General features: G+C 38.8%; 16 protein-coding genes and 1 tRNA gene. 5 read left to right on the top strand and 12 right to left on the bottom strand.

Annotation, left to right across the window (positions count from 1 at the left end; all coding sequences use genetic code 11):
• Window positions 1-4: 4 nt before the first annotated feature.
• The 3 genes from A6E04_RS14585 to A6E04_RS14595 form a co-directional block, all read right to left on the bottom strand.
• Window positions 5-499 carry a hypothetical protein gene (locus tag A6E04_RS14585; RefSeq protein ID WP_017020863.1) on the bottom strand — a complete coding sequence of 165 codons (495 nt, stop codon included), beginning with the start codon at window positions 497-499 and terminating at the stop codon, window positions 5-7.
• Window positions 486-2,564 carry a type VI secretion system Vgr family protein gene (locus A6E04_RS14590; protein WP_065611697.1) on the bottom strand — a complete coding sequence of 693 codons (2,079 nt, stop codon included), beginning with the start codon at window positions 2,562-2,564 and terminating at the stop codon, window positions 486-488. Before A6E04_RS14590 ends, A6E04_RS14585 begins: the two co-directional genes overlap by 14 nt.
• A gap of 71 nt (window positions 2,565-2,635) precedes the next feature.
• Window positions 2,636-3,154: an Hcp family type VI secretion system effector gene (locus A6E04_RS14595; protein WP_017020865.1), complete on the bottom strand. Its 519-nt coding sequence runs from the start codon at window positions 3,152-3,154 to the stop codon at window positions 2,636-2,638.
• A 465-nt stretch (window positions 3,155-3,619) separates the two neighbouring features.
• On the opposite strand from A6E04_RS14595, the gene tssH reads away from it, so the two are divergent.
• The 3 genes from tssH to A6E04_RS14610 are packed head-to-tail and all read left to right on the top strand — an operon-like array spanning window position 3,620 to window position 8,411.
• Entirely contained in the window at window positions 3,620-6,292 is a 2,673-nt protein-coding gene (gene tssH, locus A6E04_RS14600) for a type VI secretion system ATPase TssH (RefSeq protein ID WP_023604328.1), read from the top strand.
• Window positions 6,279-7,886 (top strand): sigma-54-dependent Fis family transcriptional regulator, encoded by a 1,608-nt coding sequence (locus tag A6E04_RS14605; protein WP_065611698.1) that lies wholly within the window; start codon window positions 6,279-6,281, stop codon window positions 7,884-7,886. The genes tssH and A6E04_RS14605 overlap by 14 nt, the downstream gene beginning before the upstream one ends.
• Entirely contained in the window at window positions 7,887-8,411 is a 525-nt protein-coding gene (locus A6E04_RS14610) for a hypothetical protein (RefSeq protein ID WP_065611699.1), read from the top strand.
• 92 nt (window positions 8,412-8,503) lie between these two features.
• Here the strand turns inward: A6E04_RS14610 and A6E04_RS14615 are convergent, their stop codons facing one another.
• From A6E04_RS14615 to arfA, 6 genes are all read right to left on the bottom strand, one after another.
• Entirely contained in the window at window positions 8,504-13,294 is a 4,791-nt protein-coding gene (locus A6E04_RS14615) for an OmpA family protein (RefSeq protein WP_065611700.1), read from the bottom strand.
• Window positions 13,284-14,501: a hypothetical protein gene (locus A6E04_RS14620; protein WP_065611701.1), complete on the bottom strand. Its 1,218-nt coding sequence runs from the start codon at window positions 14,499-14,501 to the stop codon at window positions 13,284-13,286. The genes A6E04_RS14615 and A6E04_RS14620 overlap by 11 nt, the downstream gene beginning before the upstream one ends.
• A gap of 99 nt (window positions 14,502-14,600) precedes the next feature.
• Window positions 14,601-16,292, bottom strand: coding sequence for a hypothetical protein (locus A6E04_RS14625; protein ID WP_065611702.1), 1,692 nt, complete (start codon window positions 16,290-16,292; stop codon window positions 14,601-14,603).
• Window positions 16,293-16,636: 344 nt separating this feature from the next.
• Window positions 16,637-19,123 carry a LysM peptidoglycan-binding domain-containing protein gene (locus tag A6E04_RS14630; RefSeq protein ID WP_065611703.1) on the bottom strand — a complete coding sequence of 829 codons (2,487 nt, stop codon included), beginning with the start codon at window positions 19,121-19,123 and terminating at the stop codon, window positions 16,637-16,639.
• Between the two features lie 384 nt (window positions 19,124-19,507).
• Window positions 19,508-19,582: transfer RNA gene (locus tag A6E04_RS14635), tRNA-Gly, on the bottom strand.
• Between the two features lie 152 nt (window positions 19,583-19,734).
• A complete protein-coding gene (arfA, locus tag A6E04_RS14640; protein ID WP_065611704.1) occupies window positions 19,735-19,935 on the bottom strand; it encodes a ribosome alternative rescue factor ArfA in 201 nt (66 codons plus the stop codon).
• A 202-nt stretch (window positions 19,936-20,137) separates the two neighbouring features.
• On the opposite strand from arfA, the gene pyrC reads away from it, so the two are divergent.
• A complete protein-coding gene (gene pyrC, locus A6E04_RS14645; RefSeq protein WP_017020873.1) occupies window positions 20,138-21,166 on the top strand; it encodes a dihydroorotase in 1,029 nt (342 codons plus the stop codon).
• A 92-nt stretch (window positions 21,167-21,258) separates the two neighbouring features.
• On the opposite strand, the gene A6E04_RS14650 is transcribed toward pyrC, so the two are convergent.
• Complete coding sequence (locus A6E04_RS14650) at window positions 21,259-22,164, bottom strand: aldo/keto reductase (protein WP_017020874.1); 906 nt, start codon at window positions 22,162-22,164, stop codon at window positions 21,259-21,261.
• A 208-nt stretch (window positions 22,165-22,372) separates the two neighbouring features.
• On the opposite strand from A6E04_RS14650, the gene A6E04_RS14655 reads away from it, so the two are divergent.
• A complete protein-coding gene (locus A6E04_RS14655; protein ID WP_017020875.1) occupies window positions 22,373-22,699 on the top strand; it encodes a hypothetical protein in 327 nt (108 codons plus the stop codon).
• Window positions 22,700-22,770: 71 nt separating this feature from the next.
• On the opposite strand, the gene A6E04_RS14660 is transcribed toward A6E04_RS14655, so the two are convergent.
• Complete coding sequence (locus A6E04_RS14660) at window positions 22,771-22,992, bottom strand: DUF3820 family protein (RefSeq protein ID WP_012551802.1); 222 nt, start codon at window positions 22,990-22,992, stop codon at window positions 22,771-22,773.
• Window positions 22,993-23,511, bottom strand: a complete 519-nt coding sequence (locus A6E04_RS14665) for an NUDIX hydrolase (protein ID WP_012551801.1) — start codon at window positions 23,509-23,511, stop codon at window positions 22,993-22,995. It abuts the gene before it with no gap.
• Between the last annotated feature and the right edge of the window lie 159 nt (window positions 23,512-23,670).

Below are 23,670 nucleotides of genomic sequence, written 5' to 3' on the forward strand. Positions count from 1 at the left end.
CACTCTAATTAATCGCGATCGTTGATCCCTGAATTTTCTGTGCTTTTTCGGCTTGAGAGGTAATGTATTTCGCATTTGTGGTCACTCGACCATCTCTGCCACTGTATTTTGTTTGTGTCTCACCGCTTTTTAATATCAGCTCGTCTTCAGTTTCAATAACTAGCGACTTCGCTCTTAATACTAACGGCTTATCATCATCCAACAGGGAGAAAAAGATATCAGTTAACATGGGAAGCGTGATGTCTCCGTTCAGAAACTCAATCCGGCAAGTTAATTCACTTTCAATCGCCAATTCCAATTCAGACTTTCTAAATTGTCGACCAATTTTTGCAAGAACAGACGAGCCTTGCGCTAAACCATCAAACTCAACATAAAGACGATCACCCAAACTTGGGTGCAAAGAAACCACTTTACCAAAACGAGGAACGCAAGCTGAAATATCAGCTTGCGGAGTGTCTTGAAGCAATGTGGTTACAGCAACTGAATTAGTTAATTGCAACCTTACCCCCTTTCACTGTTACGGCACTTGAGCCTTCAATGGTTATCGCAGTGCCTGACAACTTAATCGTGCCATCACTGCTCATCACCAAGGATGAACTGCCCGTTTGTAATACAATCTTACTGCCACTGATGATCTGTGTTGACCCATCTGATTTGTAAGACGTATTGCCTTGAACAGAAACCGTTAAGTTGCCACCGACAGTTTGGTTATCATCCGCAGAAACATCGCTAGTACGTGATGCACCTACTGATAAGTTACTGTTCTCTGTGACATTTAAATCGTCATTTTTTCCAACCGTCGTTGTGCGGTTATCACCAATATCTAACGTTGAGTTATTGACTACCGATTGTTGTTCATTCGCGTTGTATTTTACCGTGACATCTTGTTCAACCGTTTCAGTAAACGTACTGTTTACTTGTGTGGTTTTATGCCCTTCAATCGTTTCTTTATGATCGCCTTTAACCTCGTTGGTTTGATGGCGATCTACCGTTAAGAATTCATCTTGTCCGATGGTTCTAAAGCGGTTATTCAGCACTTTTGTCGACATGTCTTTTTGTGCGTGAATGTACACTTCTTCTTGGTTTGCTTCATCTTCAAAACTTAACTCATTGTAGCCAGTGCCTTTATGAGTTTGCGTTCTAAAGGTGGTTCGTGTTTTATTCTCTGGTAAAGAGTACGGAGGAAAATGCAATCCATTGTAAACCGCACCCGTCACTAACGGACGATCAGGATCCCCTTCTAAAAACGCCACCACAACTTCGTGACCAATACGTGGCAAGTAAACCGCTCCCCACGTTGGCGCGGCCATCGATTGGCTCACACGGATCCAACAGCCTGAGTTTTCATCGCTGCTGCCATAACGATCCCAATGAAATTGCACCTTAATACGGCCCAATTTATCCGTATAAATCTCTTCACCATTAGGCCCAACCACCACGGCCGTTTGAGGACCATCGACAATAGGCGCAGGTAATTTAGGCGCTTTAAATTCAACGTCACGAGGCAAGCAACTAAATTGGTTTTGGTAAGTTGTTGGCATTCCACTGGCTTCATCTTCATGCACCTGCGGATCATAACCACTGTGCGTTACCGATAAAATGGTGTAATCACGATTTAACGCTGATCTTGGGTGCTTATTCAGGATGAAACTGTATCCAGGCGTTAAGCGCATTACACTGCTCACCGCCTCAATTTGATGATTATCCACCACGCTTTCAGCCATTAATTCATCAGAACGAATTTGACCTTGGCTTGGTTCAACATAACGACCAGGAAAATCAAAATAAGCCAGATCGTTATCAATCGATCCTGTTGTCCCCATTTTTTGAGGAATACGAGGCTGTTCATAATTGTAATCGGTGTAGGTTACTTGCCCGGTACGAACGCGATTAACCGACTCTAACTCAAAGATATGCTCTCTATCGGCATTTCCCCCACCCTCGGCTTGATAAATAATAGGGCCAACGTAAGAAGAGTTTAAAGGCGTATTAATCAGCTCAGCAATCGCATCATTTTTATCAACAATAACCATCGTGTGGTTAGTACTAGTATGCTCGAAGTAATACCATAATCCGTGTTCAGCTAATAAGCGCTGAACAAATTGGCAATCACTTTCTCTGTATTGAAGTACGTATTCTTTGGTTGAATAAACCCCAGAGGTATCAAAACGGTAATCCGTAACTGCCGCCTCATCAAGCACTTCAGTAACAATATTAACGACCGATTTATCTTGGAAAATACGACAATCTTGACGTTGCGTTAAGAACCATAATTGCGGAACCAACACGATCTGATAACGAGAGAAGCGACGTCCTTCACCAAGGTAACGAACTTCATTAACCACACCATGAAATTGACGAGCAACACCCACCCCTTGTCCAAACACATTAAGTAAGGCCGGTTTTCGGATTAACTCATCAAACGTAATATCTGCATCAAGTGAAAGTAATGATAGGTTGATGTGAAAAGGTTTAGACAACTCCTCAACTACATTAAAGCTTTCGACACGAAATTCATGCTCTGTTCCAAGGATTTCAAACTTAAATTCTATCTCACTAACCATATCTTTTACCTGATACTAATATGAAAAAGAGGGCCAACAATGTGGCCCTATAATCGTTAACGCAAAAGCAATTAAGCTTCGCGTGGAGCACGCCAGTCATCATTACCAGCAGTACCACATGTTTCGTGAGTTACTTCAATTGCACGGTAAGTGAACTTAAGAACTTCTTCAGTAACACGATCAGAAGTAGCAGCATCTTGGCAATGAGCCATACGAGTTTGCATATCAACCAATAGTGCATCAATTAGTTTGATTGTGTAGTAATGCTCTTGCTTACCAGAAGTAGAAGTGCGGTAGAAGTTGATGTTACATTCAGGCAGTTTCTCGCCAGATACTAAAGAGTTAAATAGTAGTGGAGAACAACGGTCTTGTTGTTTAGTTACAATAACTGGACGGTGAACACGTTGACCAGTAGGTTGACCACTTTGTGGATCACGTGGAACCGTTAATACATGATCAAGTTCTTGAACTAGGAACTCATCAATATGAGCTTCCTGCCATGTATTACCAACTGAATCTGCAGAGTATGCATCTTTAGTAATATCACCTTGAGTTTGGCCTTTAATTGACATATAAGCTGGAGTTGGCATTCTATTATCCTTTAATTATTTATAGTTAAGATTATTTGTTTTTACCAAATCGTTTATCACTACGATTGTAATTTACATATTGCAACTGCCATGCCAACTTTAATTTGATTAAAAATCAATAACTTAATAAAACCAAGTTATTTTAACTCAATTTTTAAAAACAATTTATTGTTTAATTCCACAATAAATTGGATGACGAGAAATAGTGTATCTTCATATACCAAGAATGATAGTTAATATAAAACCAAAATAAGAAAAAAGTCATAATGACATGCACTTTAGTTAATATGACTACAATAAAAATCAAAACAACTAAAACTGTTAATTAATAACGATAATAATAAAGTCAAATACCTATATTTTATCTAAAACACAGTGCTATAAATAGCATTCTAAAAAAAAGATATTTTTATATTTAGTATACTCAGCACAATTTTTCACATTGGCTAAAGATAGATACTACTCATGATAAATATAAATCTCTCCTCTTTAATACAACGCCTACACCCTATTACTAAAGTTGCTTTAGAAGACGCTGCCGCGCTTGCTGTTTCTGAGCGCGCATCAGAAATCCAAATCGAACACTTTCTACTTAGCTTGTTAGAGCGCCCAAACAGCGACTTTGATCAACTGCTTTCTCATTTTGATTGTTCAGAAAATCTTTTACGACAAAGTATCAAATCAAGTCTAGAGAACAATCATCAAAATCATGGGGGTAAGCCCGTCTTTTCAGCAATGCTGATTGAATGGCTACAAGAGGCATGGCTTGTCTCTTCTCTTGATCTATCAGAAACCCAAATTCGCTCAGGCGCATTATTACTGACTCTTGTTAGCAACCCACTGCGATACGGTCAACACGGTTACTCTTCTTTATTAGAAAGCATTAACCCTGAAACCTTAAAACGAAACTTTGTTGAATTAACATCGCGTTCTATTGAATCTCAAGTGGCCACATCAGAGCAAACCCATGCGCGTGAAGATGGCTCGGCACTAAGCAAATTTACGACCGACTTTACGGGTAAAGCACGCAAGGGTGAGATTGACCCTGTGTTTTGTCGTGATCAAGAAATCCGTCAAATTATTGATATTTTAGCCCGTCGCCGAAAGAACAACCCAATAGCCGTGGGTGAGCCCGGTGTAGGTAAAACAGCCGTAGTCGAAGGTCTTGCCCTTAAAATAGTACAAGGTGAAGTACCAGACTGTTTAAAAGGTGTTGAGCTTTACGGTTTAGACATGGGCTTGCTACAGGCAGGAGCGAGTGTAAAAGGTGAGTTTGAAAAACGCTTAAACGCCGTCCTTGATGAAGTTAAAAACTCGCCAACGCCAATTATTCTTTTTATTGATGAAGCACACACACTTGTTGGCGGTGGTAACCAAGCCGGTGGCAGTGACGCGGCAAACCTATTAAAGCCTGCGCTTGCTCGTGGTGAAGTAAAAACCATTGCAGCGACAACATGGTCTGAATACAAAAAATACTTTGAAAAAGACCCCGCCTTAGCTCGTCGATTCCAACTGGTTAAACTGGATGAGCCATCAACAGAACAAGCAGCACTGATTATTCGTGGCTTACGCACAGTTTATGAAAAATCACACAATGTGTACGTTCGTGACGATGCAATTACCGCAGCGGCAACCTTATCTGATCGTTATATTTCTGGGCGTCAACTGCCAGATAAAGCCATCGATGTGCTTGATACGGCCTGTGCCCGAGTCAATATCAGCTTAAACGCCATTCCTGCACCAATAGAAACACTGCAACAAGAAATTGCTGCATTAGAACGTGAATTAGAAGCCCTTGAACGTGATAAATTACAACAAACAGGTGATAAGCACGCTTTGGCCCTCATTCCAGAATTACAAGAAAGAATGGATCAAGCCCTAGAAGAGCAGTCTGTTTTACAGCATCAATGGAAAAAAGAACAAGCGTTAATCCATGAAATGATTGAGTTACGCACCCACCTTCATGACCTAACATTAGGATCAGGGACTCAATCAAAAAATGACGAAGAGACAGAAGAAGATGATAACGCGCCTAGCTGTCGTTCTTTTACTGAAGAAGAAACTCGTCAAGCGATTCACACATGTAACGAGCAATTAGACAATGTTCGAGGCTCGCATCCTCTTGTTCATTTTGAAGTTGGCCCAGATGAAATAAGCCAAGTGATTTCAGATTGGACAGGCATTCCTATGGGGAAAATGCTGCAAGATGAAGCGCAAACGACGCTTAACCTGCAATCTGCATTAACAGAAAGCATCAAGGGTCAACCTTTTGCTATTCAAGCGCTGACTGAAGGTCTACAAACAGCGAAAGCCGGATTAGTAAACCCAGATGCACCAACCGGTGTTTTCTTGTTGGTTGGTCCAAGTGGTGTTGGTAAAACAGAAACCGCTCGTGCCATTGCTGATCAAATGTTCGGTGGCGAACGCTTCATGACAACAATCAACATGTCTGAGTTCCAAGAAAAACACACGGTATCTCGCTTGATTGGTTCTCCTCCAGGCTATGTTGGCTACGGTGAAGGCGGCATGTTAACCGAAGCAGTACGTCAGCGTCCTTACTCTGTTGTTCTGTTAGATGAAGTTGAAAAAGCCGATCCAGAAGTGCTGAATTTGTTCTATCAAGTTTTTGATAAAGGGACATTGAATGATGGTGAAGGTCGTACTATCGACTTTAAAAACACATTAATCATTATGACCAGTAACTTGGCGACGCATGAGATTGAATCCCTTGTCCAGCAATCTAAAGACATTGATGCCAATATCGTTGCTGAAGCCATTCGTCCAACACTCAATAATCACTTCAAACCTGCGTTATTAGCACGTATGAACGTATTGCCATTCCTTCCTCTAAACGATGAAGCCATGACAGAAATTATTGTTCATAAACTAAATAAAGTGTCTGCACGCTTAAATAAACACCATAAGCTGACACTGAGTTATAACGATGAATTGGTCTCGTTCATTCTTGCTAATTGTCGCTTGGCGGAAACCGGGGCTCGTAATATTGATGCGGTGATCAACCGTCAACTATTGCCTCAACTTTCAACTCAGCTTTTAGCTCATGATAAAGATGAAGCACACACACAAATTGTCATTTCTATTGATGACCAAGGAACCTTAGGTTATGTCTTTAGCTAAGCCAGACAACCTAAATAATGCCCTACTTGCGATCAGCCAATCTCTGGCTGATCGCAGCCAATTAGCGTTAACACTTGACGCTATTTTGGCCGCAGCACGTCAACTTACCTTTGCTGACCATGGCATTATTTATGTATTAGACCAGACAGGACAAGCACTGATCCCCAGTGTTGTGCATCATAACGAACGTATATTGGCCGATCACCCTTGGTTACCACTCACATTAGACTCAACCAATGAGACCGACCCTTTTAACTATGCGATTCGTAATGGTGAAGTGGTACTGATTAACGATCTCTATCAATACAATGGCTATCACTGTGATGAAATTTATCAATCTGAGACCATTTTAACTCGTAAAAGCCAAAACTTATTAGCGTGGCCTTTAATTGATAACGAACAAAAAACAGTCGGTTTATTGGTTTTATTCAATTTAAATGCCATTGATGATGAGGCAAGTTTGACTGGTTTTTGTCAAATGGCAGCGACGAATATTCGCCAAGCCGTTTGGCTTGAAACCTATGGCTATATGATCAAAGAATTATCAAAAGACAATGCCAGCCTTGTTTTAGAGAACAACCAACTTAAGCAAAGAAAACAAAGCCAATACAACGGCCCAATCGCTGACAGTGAAGTCATGATCAATGCCTTAAATCGGTTAAACAAAGTATTAACCTTGCCGGTAGATGTACTCATTCGTGGTGAAACGGGCGTGGGTAAAGAAGTGATCGCTCAATATATTCATGATAATTCTGATCGCTCACAACAAGCATTAATCGTTCAAAACTGTGCTGCGATCCCTGAACAACTATTAGAATCCGAACTTTTTGGGCATAAAAAAGGCGCGTTTACAGGCGCAGATAAAGACAAAGTAGGACTCTTTGAAGCCGCCAATGGCGGAACCCTTTTCTTAGATGAAATTGGGGACATGCCTTTGTTGCTACAAGCCAAATTGTTGCGTGTATTGCAAGAACGTAAATTTAGGCCTTTGGGCGGAAATAAAGAAATCGCCGTGAACGTGCGTGTATTAGCCGCCACTCACGCAAATCTTATGGATAAGATCAAAAAAAATGAGTTTAGAGCGGATTTATTCTATCGCTTAAATGTTTTTCCAATTACCATTCCACCACTAAGAGAGCGACAAGCGGATGTGATTCCTCTTGCTGAACACTTTATTAAACACATCAGTGAAAGCATGAATATAGAGCCTCCGGTGCTAAATAAACAAGTTAGAAAACAACTGATTGAGTATTCATACCCGGGTAACGTTAGAGAGTTGAAAAATATTGTTGAACGATCTGTTTTCTTATCTGACTTTGAAACTATTTCATCGATTGAATTCGGTGATAACGAACAAATTCAAACAGAAGACGCTCCCACTCAAGTACGAGCAACGCCATCCCCAGAAGACGATCTAGATGGTATTAACTCACTTAAAAATATCGTCGGTAACTATGAAAAGAACATTCTGATTGAGTGTTTAAATACGTATAATTGGCAAACAAAACGTGTGGCTGAGTATCTTGCTCTTCCATTAAGTACCCTTAACCACAAAATGAAAAAACACAACATTTCATCCGAGCATACACACTAAATGAAACCATACCTCTTATTTATTCCAGCAGCATTATTTGTTGCTGGTTGCTCTAATAACACACAAACCTTCGATCCACTGGCACCGTATAAAAACGTACATATTATCGGCAGAAAGAATCAAAGCATTGGTTCATTTAATTATCTAACAAAAGACGCTGAAGGCTACATAGATAAAGAAGTGATCGTTTATTTTAATAAAATACCGTTCACCAAAACCTTTAATTTATGTGCCGACCAAGGGGTATACATCGCGAACTGCCAAAGTAAAATAGTGGTATCCCCGACTCAAAATAATGGGGTTATTTTTAGCTACGATTTAAATTTCTATAATGGCAACTACCCTGCCAGAGTCGGCAGCATGAACATACTGCTACCAAGCACAACAACGAGAAGAATGCATAACTTGACTCAATATACCTCAAAAACCTTCGGTGAAGAGCAGTTTTTATCCTCTGAAAAATTGGAAGAAGCCGCGTTTATTTCTATAGTAAGAGATACTCATTTTAAACAACGAAGAAGCTAGATAGTGGTGAACTAAAAATCATACAGTTTATGCAATAAAAAACCGCCCGAAGGCGGTTTTTTATTGTTAATTTAAATACAAAGTGAAGAAGGTTAACCCACCCAATCATCGATTAAATTATCATGTTTCTCATTCAAGTTAGTAGTTACAAATTCACCATTCCCAGCTTTAATCCATTGCTGGAGATTATAATTTGGTATATAAGAAGTCATCTGTGAATTCTTAAATTCAGCCGCTGTTTTATCATCTTGAAGTTCACTCGCTTCCTTAGCCCTTGATACCTCTATAACCCGATCGACCAATAATAACCAATTAGATGGTATCGTTTCTGGTGCGCTATCATAAAGCTTTATTGTATTTGAGTCGCATCCTTGTAAACCACTTCCTTTAGGCCCATTTATAACCGCATTAAAAGAGGCGGTTAACATGCCATCTCTTGAAGCAAGCATCGGCATCAAACCATCAACTTCATGGCCAAAAAAGTTAATGTATTTTAATTTTTCTACCGCAACAAAAATATCCGTTTTTTCTTCTTTACCAAATAATGAATCTAACGCAAGCTCTTTTAATTCATCACTATCCAAGTTTCCAAATCTTTTAACGAAACCTTGTAAGGAACTCGATAACTCATCTTCCTTTAGACTGGTTACTTTATCAAAGGTATACTTTTCGCCTTTATTTACAATCGTTCCCAAGCGGTATACTGATTTTATTTCACCTAACTTTCGAGGAGTATTACTAAAAAAACCTTCAGAAATCAAATCCACATTTACTTCCGTTTTATTAGGATCTAACATAGCTTCAGACCAGCTTTTTTCATTAATCTCTACATGCTTACTTCGAATTAATAACGTAATACTTGCCCATTCATTCCAATCAAATTGACCAATTTTACCTCGTAACAATCGTTTATTTCGTTTCACTAAAGGATCATTTTTATCTACATCGTCAGATGAATCATCAATTTTTCTATATTGTTGAGTTAAATACATCGTCGCTTTCGGTTCATCAAATAGTTTTAAATATTTAATTTTATTTGGTTGACCACTTGGCGCCTTAAGAAACGATTCATCGTAAAAGTTTCCATCCGCGTATTTTTCAGGTCCAAAGGCCTCAAAATCTTTAGTAAATTGATAAGTTCTTGATGGCGATAACGTCACATTAAATTGAGACGCTTTGGTTGTACCATAAGCAGAATCATATAAAGGTAATTTATGCTCTGTTTTTTTACATCCTTCAACAAAAAGCTCAAGGTAGTAGCTTAAATAATGGCAGCCCCCTGAAGCCGTTGATTTTTCGGTCGAATCAAACAAACTTTTCATTATCGAGCTATCATAATCAGCAATAGGCCTAATACCGAACACTTTTTGCTTTCCAAAATAATAACTAGGTTCAATAACAACACCAATTAGAGGCCCTTGCTCATCTCCCCAAATTAGCGTCTTTTCATCCTTGCTGAATTCATTAGGGCTTAAATAACGAGCATATTCAGTATGACTACTCGCAACACTATCAAATAATGTCCATGCCCCCTCATTCTGGCTCGACGACTTGACGTTTAACGTCACAGGAAAAGCAGTAAAATTGACATTTTCACCCTTAACTTTATTGCTATCTAAAAGAGCAATAACACGGATATTATCAAAAGGAGTTAAGCTGTATTTATTCGTTTTATAATACTCTTTAAACGATACCCAGTTATCTTTATTCGGGCTATCATCCTTCTTCAATTTATAAGGACGGCGCACAAAGACTTCTATTTTAGTAAAAATGGATTTATCTAAATCAAGAGGAATGGCTTCAGCCACCAAACTTTCAAAATGGTTGTCATTTTCACTCGCAATATAATGTACAGGGAAATAATTTTGAAATTGGCTTGCCTTTGATCTTGCTTTCTCTGCTTGTTCATTATTAGATAAGGTACTTATAGTATGACTACCTACAGTCAACCATTCAGCAATAGTCGCGGGAGTAGAAAATTTACTTTTGATATTCGCATTATACCCATTTTGCTCAAGCCACTGCTCATCAAGATGCTCAATCCCCAGTAAAGATATATCGATATCCCAATCATCATTAATGATATATTTATTAATGTAACCCCGAATATTAAGATCCTCAAATTTCATCGGATTCTTATTCTCGGCAGCACGATTAGAAATAGCTTCAAACTCACCTCCAGAAAGTTGATTCGATTTTTGCTGTGCTTTATCAAGTTGATAAAAGCTTATTAATCGTAATAGGCCATTAAATGCCATCATGCGTTTAAGATAAGCACTCAAATGAACCTTAAATATGGAGTTACCTTCAGGTGAGGCTAAATACTCCTGAATCGCCATTACGTCTTGATAACGAAGTGACGTCATTTCTGCGGCAAACTTAGCTTCATTCTTATCATCAAAAAGTGCATCAATATCCATTGCTATCGAAGCCGTTTGTTTCGCCGCTAAAAGAACGCCTGCTGGAGGAAAAGCAGAAGCGGCACCACCAAGGACAGCATCAATAGAGGTATTAATAGCGCCTATCGTTGTATCATTAGCTTTCATTGCTTTTAATACGTTTAATTTGGCTGCTTTTTCTAACATGATGAGACCAGAACGACACGCTGGATATTCTACACTTGAAGAAAAAACAAACACAATCTCCACTCGGCGATTTAATTTTCTTTCTTCTTCAGTTTCATTATTGTTTCCAGATAAAGGGGTCGATTCTCCCTCCCCTTTTGTCACCAATAAATCTGACCAAATGCTTTTGTGTTTTTCATCACTTAACGCATCAATAATGCTATTTTTTACCGCAACCGCTCGCTGTTTTGATAACTCTAAATTATACGGTTCTGAGCCAATCGAACAGGTATGGCCGATAATCATGATAACAAAAGGCGCACCACTTAACTTTTTAAGCTCTTCCGCAATTGATTGAAATGGTGTACTAGCGCCACTAAAATCAGATTGAATTTCATGAGAATCAAAATCAAACATTGTGGCATCTAACCGTAACTGAAACTCAGAAAAGCCCACGGTTTCAACATGGTGTTTCTGATCTTTAACAACCAATTGAGCCAATTTTGCACGCATTGAATCAACCGCTTGATTATATGCATTTTGTTGTTCTTTAATTGCCTCTTCTGAATCCTGTGGAATCGCGGCTTCTTGAAGCCGATCACTTGAAACAGATAAAGTACTTAAACTGTATTTCTGAGTCGTTTCAAATAGCTTAGCATAAGCCTTGTCTGCATTATCATTCGCTTTCACGGCTTCATTAAAACCATAGGCAATTTCTAAAACAGAGAGTGGTTTATCAAGTAACATTCCACCTAACTTCCCAGCACCGTCTAAAAATGGCCCAAAAGAATCAAGGTTGATATTAACACCGGGAAGTTGGTTCAAATGAGTGATTACCGCCGTTTGCAGCGACACATGCTCACCAAATATCAAAGTATTAAATGCATTTACGCCACTCGTTACCAAACCTGTAAGAGAAGTATTACAAAGGGTATGCATATCTTTCAACGTGCCCATAACGCCTGCAACCGCAACGGTGATGCCTACTACTTTATTAACTGCAACAACCATCTCTTCGGTCTCAAGTGACTTAGGAAAAGCACTTGTCGCTGCTGCGGTCACTTTAGCTAGCATTAACCATGAAAGTCCCTTCTCAAGAGAGCCTGCGGTAACTTCAAGTAAACTTTTATTATTTTGCAATACGCTCCATACTTGCGCAGGTACAGTGGGTGCGCCATTTTGCGCTTCCATCGCTAAGGCGCTCGGATCACCATAAGGCTGTTTAGTAAAGGTTTTTACTAAGTGCTGATAATGTTGAGGGGCATGGTTGATTAATGCCTCTTCTACACTAATTGGATCGCCGTTAACCACCGAGGTGCGACCTGCTGAAGTATGAATAGGCAGTGCCAGTGCTTTTTCCGTTAAGCTGTATTTCGACGGAATCCCTTTACTTTCAACAGAATCAAGTAAACGCTTCTCAAAATGTTCAAAACTCACATCAACTCGGCAATATTGATCCAACTCTGAGAGTGTTAATACACTCTCAGACTCTATCCAAAAGGTGGCTACATAGCTGGTTGTTTCATCTTCAATCGCTACATAGTTTGATGTTTTTTCATCCTTATTTTCCTCCGCCCTGTAATATTTGACACTCACTCTCTCAACGGTGGAAACAGGATGAGCAGAAGCCTTACCTTTCATATTGCCACTGATCGCTAACGTTTCAGAAAAGTCACTTAAGGTAATATGCGCATCGACAAAAAGCTCAGAAGAAAAATAGACCTGAATGGTATAAAACTGAGGCACCTCAATTAACGTAACGTGCGAGGGCTTGTAATTACTTAACCACTTTCTGTAATTCTTAAAATAGGCATTTTTTTCTAGTTGCTCTGCAGTCAGTTTATCATCAGGTAACAGCAAGCAGTTATCCGCAACAGAAACTGAACGCTGCTTTAGTTGTACTGCACAGTCATTATTATCGATATACGCTTTTAAGCTCTCATAAAGCTTTTTCATCCAATCATTAGCGTCTTCTGTTTGATAACTGACTTGTGCCATCGGGACTAAATAGCTAGGGAAAAACAGCATCTTTTTAGAGACACTGCCATCTTCACCTTTTTTCTTTACAGCACTTAATGCTAATGGCGTACGTACTAACTCACCTGTTTTATTTGCGGTATCGCTCAGGTTACTTAGCTCTCCGTTTGCCCCACTCGCAATTAACGGATAATGATTAGAGTGTTCATCTTCCGACTTTCCTTCTTCATTTTGTAAAGCAAGAGTTTCATAAGGCATAGGATAATAACGACTGGTAGCTACTCCATCACGACTATGCAGTCGCCCCATTAAATACACAGTGCGGTTATCATTACTTGCCATTGTTCGCTTCCTTTCTTTCTTTTAGTTGGCGCTGATAAGATTCTTGATACTGCGCTTGAGTCGGTATCGCAGGAAAGAACACACCTAAATCCATATTGTCAAAATCACCCGCTAAGTTAGGCGGCAAATAAGCACTAAATTTCCCCGGTAATTTATAATCCGCGTAATCTTTACTTCCTTTCGGCTTGATTTTATAAACATATTGCACCTTATTAAACATGCCACTTTCCCCTGGCTGTTTGTATCTGAACACCTTGCTTCTACCTGAGTCCATATACCATTTACCACGCTGGATCATTTCATCATAAGGGGCATTTTCAACTAAAGTCATTGGATCACTCATGCGGTAAGTCGCGTATTCTCTACCACACACAAAATAGCGCTTATCCATATGATAAGTATTCCCACCTTCACAATTTTCAGGTAGGTATTCTTGTCGGCCTAATAGCTTCATATCTGATAAGCGGAAAACCACCGTTCTTGGTAGATCTGGTTGTTTACGAGCAATATGACTAGATAAGGTCCAAATGAATCGATCATTAGCATCATCAACAAAAAATGAACCTGAATCTCTTGCTTTGGGATAAAACACATCTCCACCGACTTCAACCTCATCCGGCAATACATTTGTGGTTACTTTTGTCTCTAAATCCACACGATGAGGATAAAATTCACTACCATAATTCATATAATAAAAAAAACGATCATCTTGACTAAATTGACCACCAAAACATTCATCGGTATCAGAGACTATTTCTCTATTGTTCAAATCAAACACCGCACAATTGGTACCCGCCATGGCATAATATTTAAGCAGCAAATAACGCCCCGTATTTGAGCGCTGAGTAAACCCTGTTGATGCGGGTAATTTCCCTAACTCATCACGATGCAGTAGCAAACGAACATCGGTGCCATTCATGTTCATGATGTAAATGGTAGAATCTTTACCGTAATGAAACATAATTTGCGGTTGGCTATAAAGTTGGTCCCACTTATCTAGCACGGGCTTTTCAGGGATAGTGATCGCGAGAAACGCAGGAAAAGTACGATTTATATCCCGTCCATCAAATTCAGTGGCTTCAACAAAGAAATCAATATCCTCTTGATAAAGTCGCTCTGCCTCTGTCTTCGTATCACTGCCACAGCCAGCGGTTATTAAGGTAAACAACAGCGCCCCAATGAGCGCAAAATTACGTTTTGTATTCATTTTTCATTCGCCAAAAATAAGGTTAATTACATGAGACATATCGATAATAGGTCTCTTAAAATAGTATTTTTAATTTATTACGTTAACTGGTGGTTATCATCACTGACCAAAAATAAGCTTCTGCATTGCCGTACGTTGGTCATTACTTGCTTTTATCAATCCCAGCTGCTGCTCATCTAATTCGACAGGTTGTGCTGGCTCGGGAGCGTCTAATTCCAAATCATTAGCGACCATTTCTTGATATGTTAATCCCTTAAAGAGAGTGACTAGAGAATCTTCTCCATGCCTATTCGCAAAATACAACGTAAATTTACCTTTCGGTGGAATGTCCGTAATTAATGCAGAGATATAGCCATTATGAATAACCGGTTCAAAGGCTTCATTGACACGCCAATCGCTCTCTTCATCCTCAAGAATGGCTATCAAGCCGTTATATTCCCACGCATCCAGCTCTGATTCTGGTATCTGTCGGTCAATATCATTGACTTCAAGCCGAACCTGAAACCCATTGTTATGCCCATCCAAATAAGCGATGACAATATTACTCTTATCAAGGCTTCGTAATACGGCTTGTTTGTCTGAAAACCAAGGCATATCATCTTTGGTAATGTCATGCACAACCGCGCTATCGACATCGGAAGTAAATTCCAGTGCGCTGAATGACTGCGCATCACTATAATGACTTAATTCATCTAGAGAAGAACTGACCTTATTTAGCTTGGCCGGATCTGATTCTAATGCTTCAATTTGACTAAATGGTTTCTGCTTTGGTGAAAAAAATAACTTAAGTCCACTTTCGCCTTGCTGTACGTCACCAGCAATTTTATAAGGCACCCAAAACTGAGCCAAAGGTAAACCATCAGGTTCACGTTTGAGTATTTTAGGCTTAGGCTTGTTTTTTTCTTCATCAAAAAGTCGACGATGATATTCAACATCAATATCTTGATAGTAGCCATTCTTATCAATATAGAACTCTCTCCACAGTGTGTTTTTCCAAAAGAGATAAACATACCCTCCCTGCAACTCTGCGGCGTTAGACTTATTTTTGTCTCCCGTTAAATAAGCTAATGGCCTTACTGGCACTAACACATTATCCCACTCATCCATCTCTGTTTTTTTCTCAACAGGTTCAATGTTTTCGGCAAGCAGTAATTTTAAAGGTTGTGGCGTGCCATTCATTGGAATGGTGAGGTAAAGGTTTCTTGGCTCTGGCTCTAAATCTTTAAAAATGGCAATACTGCGATGAGCAACATGAATATCGGCTCTTGGTTTGGTTATTTTTTCTTTTTGTTCATCAGACTTAGCAAGCAACAAAGAAGCTGCATTATTTGGCCACTGCCCTGCAAACTCTACGACTATTTTATTCTCAGGCCTCGGTTCGACTGGCGTATATTGAAGACTGCGAGATAGCACGACATCATCAGTGACTGCTTGGAAATTTGCTTTCACATACTTTGTCGATTGAGTCTCACTCACTCGCACCATGTGCTTGTTTAACTGCGGGTATTGGACGAGTTGAGTATCTGATAGTGCTTTAGTTCGCTTTGCTGTCGATATTGCTATCCATTCCCCCCTTACTAGCTTTTGATTTAAGGCCGTAAGTAATGAATGCACATTTTTGGTAGAGGAAAGCGCTAAAGATTCCCTTAACGGGGATGGTAGGGACTTTACAATATTCTGTGAATTTTTCTCACGAGAAAGCAGCCTAACGACCTCGTCAGGAGTGAGAATATATTCTAGCTCTTGATGTGATAAAGAAAGGCTAGGAATAAGTTTGCAAGTAAAATGCATGTAGGTCTCCACAACCATAAACAAAGATTCAATATTGGTTGTAGTGATAATTAAGCTGATAAGGCTTAGGTAGAACGATTTGGTTTATTGAGTTTACTGTTCTTTATAAATTCATTCAATCGCTTGATGCAATTAAAAATTAATTTAAAATAATGAACACTCTAAGTGTGATATTTAGCACAAAAAAACATCACTATTTAAAGGGCCAAAACTCACAAGCAATAGCCCTTCGTTAGTTTAACCAAACCCATGCTTATAAAAATAATATCTCGCTCAACATCTAATAAGATTGCATCTCGTTGTGCAGCATTAAAAATGCTAAGGCCCTATTAATTAGATATAAACTAAAAGCCAATATAAACCTTCATTTTACCAATACTGTTTTTCGTACCAAAATCTTCAGAGGCCTGCTCTAAAGATAAAGCTCCACCTAAATAACCCGTTAAATTAACAAGTAAGCCTCTCATTTTCGTATCTTGATTATATTTTGGCAACCAGTTAACTGTCTTGGTTATTTGTCCACTTTCAGAACGTTCCTTCCACCGTTCAACCATCGGATCTATCAATTTATCTAGACCGCCATCTTTAATATATCCCTCGAATAAACCGGCCATAATAGCCTCACTACTATTCGTTATACCTAAAAGAAGTTCAGCTAACGCTGGATAAGCATGTTTTCTAGCTTCAATGGTATCCTGATCATTCTGTACTAAAACATCCTCAATTATTCTTGTTGTCACTTCAGTTAATGCCTCATTTAGGTTACCTGAAGTTTTAACTATCTGTGTCATTCCTCCTTCAGCAGAGAGAAGGTGCATCACTTCATGGCGAGCAAGATGCTCTCCGCCTGCAATATTTAAAGCAAAAATAGGTTGACCGGGAATATTCTGTGAAGTAAAACCTAAAGAGTTAGTGGATTCTATGTATTCTTTCGCATCGATCCTTGTCTTATGACTTGGGAACCGACCTAATCGATCATCCTCAAAGAAAGCATCCACAAGCTCTTCTTTATTCACAAATTTTAGTATCTTATTTTCTTTCGTATATGAATAAAACTCATCAAATATTCCTGAAAATTGCATTAACTTTTCATTAAAGTCTTCGTTAAAATTAATTTCTCTAACTCTGCTACGATAATCTTCAATGGTTTGAGGTGCTCTAACGCTTTCATCTGATAATGTCACGGCCTCATCTAAAGCAAGTAAGGTCTGATTATCAATAACGCCCTCTTTCTCTTTTATTTCATACTCAGTATGCACCTCGTGTGTTGGTACAAACTTACTCTGAAAGTCCACTACGGCTTGTTCAGTTTTAGCGCCAAAATCACCGTCAGCACCGTGCTTACCTAAATCAAAATTAAGCGCAAGTAACGCCTTTTGAATTGCCTTAATGTCATTCTTTTTCTTTTCGTCTTTATCGCCTTTCTTAATTGCTTCTTTCTTTTCTTGAGCTAGCGCTTCAAGTCCATCAGAACAAGACAATATGGTAGAGTGAAGCAGCACTGAGTTTACTTTAATTACAGGTGTATGTTTATTCAAAGCCGTATCATCTTGAACGAATACATGCGCGACATCTGAGAATTGTTTCTCTATCACACTCCACACATTCAGAAAGGAAAACACCCACTTATTACCGCTCACATCCTCTGGACTGAGAGCGTTTCGACAAACTTCCCCTGCTCCTTCTTCGCTTTGCGTTGTTTTCTTAACTCGCAACTCATTATCTAACGCCAATGCTCCGCCTTTATATATCGGATTATCTGCATTTAAATCAAATAATTCTTTCGCGGCCACTCCATACTGTCCTGCAATTTCACTCCACGTTTCAGGTGCGCCGCTCTCTGGATTGATTTTACAGACATGAAGCTGGGTGTTCTCTTGCTCAGTGGGCGCGTCTTTTATCGTGATTACTTTGCCCGGCTCAATAATATCGGGGTTCTTAATCTGAGGATTCAAAGTAAGGATAGCGTCATACGTAATACCTTGTTTTTTAGCAATCAAATCAAGTGTCTCACCAGATTGAATTGCATACGTCACTTTTCCATTATCTTCTTTCTCTCTCTCGATAATGTCATCTGAACGCGCATTAACCGCTTCATCTGGGTTTACCAGACACGCGTTCTCATCAAGCCATTGAGCGTTAATCTCACTTAATTTCTCTTCTGTCATTTTCTCTTTGGTATATAACAAGTGTTGACGAGAAATAACGGTGTTTTCTATTTTCCAAGGCAGTAAAATAAAGGCGTATTCATGATCTGATAACAAATCAGAAGACAACGTTTTTCCTTTTGAATAAGTCACTTTAAAAGACGATTTTTCCCCACCCGATAATTGGTATTCATTCACTAATTCATCATCAATAAAGTGATAAAAAAATCCAACTTTAGGCCACGCTAAGCGGTCATAGACTTGAATGGATGGCTTAATAGGTACAAAAAACTCAGCGTGAGTGCCTGTGCCTTTTTTAACTGGAGAAACATCATCAAAAGTGCTGCTGTGACCACTTGAAATAAAAAACTCACGAATAAGGCTCTTAGGCTCATTTACATTGACACTTGCGGTCAATAAGCTGAACCCCTTATCGGTTTGGGATTTTGTCCATAGTGATATACTCGCTTCTTCTTTAGTTTTTCCTAAAGAAAATGCACCAACTTGATAAGAATTGAGCTCTCCAACTGAACAGGCTATTTCAATCGAGTATTCAAACTCTGCTGTATCAATTGGTTTCTCTTTGGCTGACTCATTATGTGGGGTATCCGCTTTAGCTTCTTTAGCAAGATCTTCGTTCCACGGGTAATACGCTCGAACAAAAGTTTTATCATTTTCTTTCATTGCACACACTCAAGGTTATATTAATAACAAAATTAATATTTAACCTTATCAAACCTTAACTTTACCTATAGATTTAACTCCTAGGCAGAATAACGGAATCTACAGCCACTTTTACCAAAATGGTTATCGTGGGATATTCTCCTAAAATTTAGCCCTACCAAAAGCATTCACAATTAAATCAAACTAACTACCTACCATCAGCTATATCAATTAGTTGTAAAAGCTTCAGTAAGCAGGAAGAAAAGTACTAAGCTGGTCTGAGTCCAAAAAACCAAATTGAAGCTCCAAACGACAGATACGACAAAAAACGCTATTAAGCGCATCATTTTTAATAAGTTGGAATTTTAAAACAGGAACAATCTCTTGAGGAGGATAAAAAGAGATTGGAGCGTACAGCGGGAATCGAACCCGCATCATCAGCTTGGAAGGCTGAGGTAATAGCCATTATACGATGTACGCACATCGTCGAACGAGATAGATAATGCCACACTGAGCGGATACGTAAAGCACTTTCTTTCACTTAACTTACTGATTGATGGTTATTTAATCGTTAGTGCTCATTTTTTAATACATTGGTCACAAAAAAAGCCCTATTCAAAGTCAACGAGACGTTAAGCTGCTTTTGAATAGGGCTCTTTATGCCCTTTATACTTCTCTTTTCTTGAAAAACTCCCCTTACCTTTTTTCGCTTTAGTGACTCGAGTGGTAAATAATTGGCTGGTAACTACCGCTTTTAGTGCATTGTCTTTAATGACGCCTCTCCCGTGATCATGATCATGATCAGGAGTGACTGCCTTTTTATTACTTTTCATAAGACCTCTTAGTCAATATTTTCTATTTGTACAAAAAACGATCGGATTGTGTTCTCTTTTACCTTTTAAGTCAAATTGCTCATTAATTTTTACTTTATCCTATTTGTTTTAATCATTTTGCTTTAGAATCCTATCGCCTAAGCAAACGATTAACTCAATGAATTACTTAGGCTCTTATTTCTTTTTCTGGTGGGAGCAGCAAATGACAACTTTAACAATTACTCGTCCTGATGATTGGCATTTACATCTACGTGATGGTGACGTATTAACTGATACTGTACGTGACTCTGGTCGTTATAATGGCCGAGCGTTAATCATGCCAAACCTAGTGCCACCAGTTATCACAACCGAACAAGCTCTCAGCTATCGCGAACGCATTCAAGCGGTAAACTCTTCTAATACTTTCGCTCCAATCATGTCTTTATACTTAACAGAAAAGACAACTTCTGATGAAATTCGTAAAGCAAAAGCAACTGGCTATATTGTCGCGGCTAAATTATACCCTGCTGGTGCCACCACGAATTCGGATTCAGGTGTAAGCGATATTCAAAAGGTTTACCCTATTTTAAAAACCATGCAAGAAGAAGGTATGTTGCTTCTTATCCATGGTGAAGTGACAACACATGATATTGATATTTTTGATCGCGAGAAAACCTTCCTTGATACGGTATTAGCGCCAATCGTAAATGATTTTCCTGAATTGAAAATTGTTCTTGAACACATCACAACAAAAGATGCTGCAGACTTTGTTAAAAATGCAGGTCCGAATGTGGCTGCAACTATTACGGCTCATCATTTATTATTTAATCGTAATCATATGCTTGTTGGTGGTATCAAACCTCATTTCTATTGTTTACCAATTTTAAAACGCAATACACACCAACTTGCCCTAATAGAAGCGGCAACAAGTGGTAGCCCTAAATTCTTTTTAGGCACAGACTCTGCCCCTCATTCAAAAGAGAAAAAAGAAGCGGCTTGCGGTTGTGCTGGCTCTTATACTGCGCACGCTTCTATTGAATTGTATGCAGAAGTATTTGAGAACGAAGGAAAATTAGATAACCTTGAAGCTTTTGCAAGTTTCAACGGCCCTGATTTCTATAACTTACCACGCAATACAGATACGATAACGCTAGTCAAAGAAGCGTGGATCACTCCTGAAACCATGTCTTTTGGTAATGATGTTGTTGTGCCTATTCGTGCTGGTGAAGCGGTTGAATGGTTAGTTAAATAACGATAACTGCCTAGTGTTAGTTATTATGTTATAACCATAAAAAATGGGATGCTGTAATAAACAAGCATCCCATTTTTGTCGTTGATTAAAGGCTATGGCACGCCGTGACCTTTAGATTCAACCCAAACACGATACCATTGCTCACGAGTCAGCGCTAAGCTCATGGCTTTAATTGCTGATTGAACACGCTCAATCTTACCTGAGCCAATAATTGGCACAGGGTTTGATGGCAATTTAGCAACCCACGCATAGATCACTTGATCAATACTATCGGCACCAATCTCTTCTTTAATCTCTTCTAATACATGACGAACTCGAATTGCTTGCTCTGACGTACCAGAGAAAATATCGCCGCCCGCAAGACAAGACCATGCCATTGGCTTAATACGATTCATTTGTAAATGGTCTAACGTTCCATCATGAGCAACATCAAAGTTTAATGGATTGATTTCCACTTGATTCGTTACTAATGGTTTATCTAAACGCGACTGCAATAAATCAAAATGAGAAGGCGTAAAGTTAGAAACACCAACGTGTTTTACTTTCCCTTCTTTTTGTAATTGATTGAATGTATCTGCGACTTCATCTGCATTCATTAATACATCAAGGCGATGAATAAGAAGAACATCAATTTCATTAATATTTAATCGAGACAGTGAGTTATTAACAGAATTGAGTATGTGTTCTTTCGATGTGTCGTAATGATTGATTTTACGATTTGGAAAATCAGCCGTACATAAATTGATATCGCATTTTGTTATGATTTCAATCTTGTCACGAACCGAAGGATCAATCGCTAACGCTTCACCAAATAAAGCTTCACATTGATAACCGCCGTAAATGTCCGCGTGATCGACCGTTGTTATACCAAGTTCAATATGTTGCTTTAAAAACGTTAAGCGCTCTTGAGCTGTCATATTCCAATCAGAAAGACGCCAATATCCTTGTACAAGCTCTGAAAATTCAGGACCTTCCGGTGCCATTACTACTTTTTTCATTATGATTCTTCCATTAAATATCTTCCTTCATACTAGATAGCGAAGAAGACGAATGCAATCACAACATAGCGAGCGATCTCAAGTTTCAAATAAAAAGGTGTTTAACCTCAATTCCTTTCAAAAAGTAAGTAATTATTTCGGCCTAAATATTGCACTCCCTATACTGTAAACGTAGAATCAAATCGTTAATTACAATAAGGTTTATAACATGATGAAGAAGAGCCGTTTTTACGCCTTATTCTTGGCACTTATCTCTACCGCCTCTTTTGCCGATATAACTGCAACACCTGATAATGAAGACATTTGTAAAGAGAAGTACATTAAAGAAGTCTTTGATCAACAAGTGCAATACAGCAACCCGACAAATACCGCTCAAGTGCGTCGTACTGCAGAAAGACATATTGATCGTTCTCGTGAAATTTATAGCGAAACGAACAGTTTTTGTTCTGCTTTTAACTATTTAAAGAATGAAGCATCTGACCGATTAGCTGACGATTTTAACAACGCGAAAGCGGGTGAATCTCAATTTAAATAAAAAGCGATATACGGTGACACAATGCTAGGTAACTGACTCATCAATTTACCTAGCATTCGTTTATTAAAGTGTTAACTACGATATTTTAGCGGTCGAATCACTTCATCGAGCCCTTCAATTTTCATCGCTAAACATAAGGCCATTAGCTCGCCTAACTCCCCTTTTGGAAAGCCATTTTTACGCTCAAACCACAATAAATACTCTTCTGGTAAATCAATCAGCACTCTGCCGCCATATTTACCAAAAGGCATCTTCATTTGAGTTAATTTAACGATTTGTTCTTTTGTGAACATTTATAGGCACTCTTTTACAATTAAATGAAGTAAGAACGTCTCACGCTCAATGCTCATGCCTTTTTTATCACTGTTTATTAGAATATGTTCATTATGCGCAATGGCTTCATGAATATTAATCCAAACAGGACGCATTCCATTTCTGATTTCATAACTCTCATAGCTTGTTTCGCCAAGAGTCCTATCTGCATTACAGGTATAACAATAAGAAATCATATGCAATACATTACATTCATGTTTATACCAAGGTCGGAATTCTTCATATATACCAAAAGGCACAATGTTTGAAATATTTTTAGCCCCTGTTTCTTCTTCAATTTCACGTACTAACCCTGCAATTACGTCTTCACCTTCATCTATACCACCGCCTGGTAAAGAATAATCATGATAACGCTCTGTATACAGTAGAAGAATCTCTTCCCCTTTTAAAATAATTGCTCTGGTTGCATTACGTTGAAGAATTTTCTGATTGTCTAGATGTTCTAGATCGGGATGCGTTGTAATATTTAAAATGCGCATAAAACTGACTAGCCTAATTGGAAAATACCTTAACATTATACGCAAATGAGAATTAGATGCAGCAATCAAATTAGGTGTTGAATTAAAAGCATATGAATAAGCCGAATGTAAAGACAATGTAAATAATGTGGTTTAAATCTATTTCTTTTAAGTTTAATT

Origin of the sequence: Aliivibrio logei, assembly GCF_001691055.1 — a bacterium.
GTDB lineage: Bacteria > Pseudomonadota > Gammaproteobacteria > Enterobacterales > Vibrionaceae > Aliivibrio > Aliivibrio salmonicida.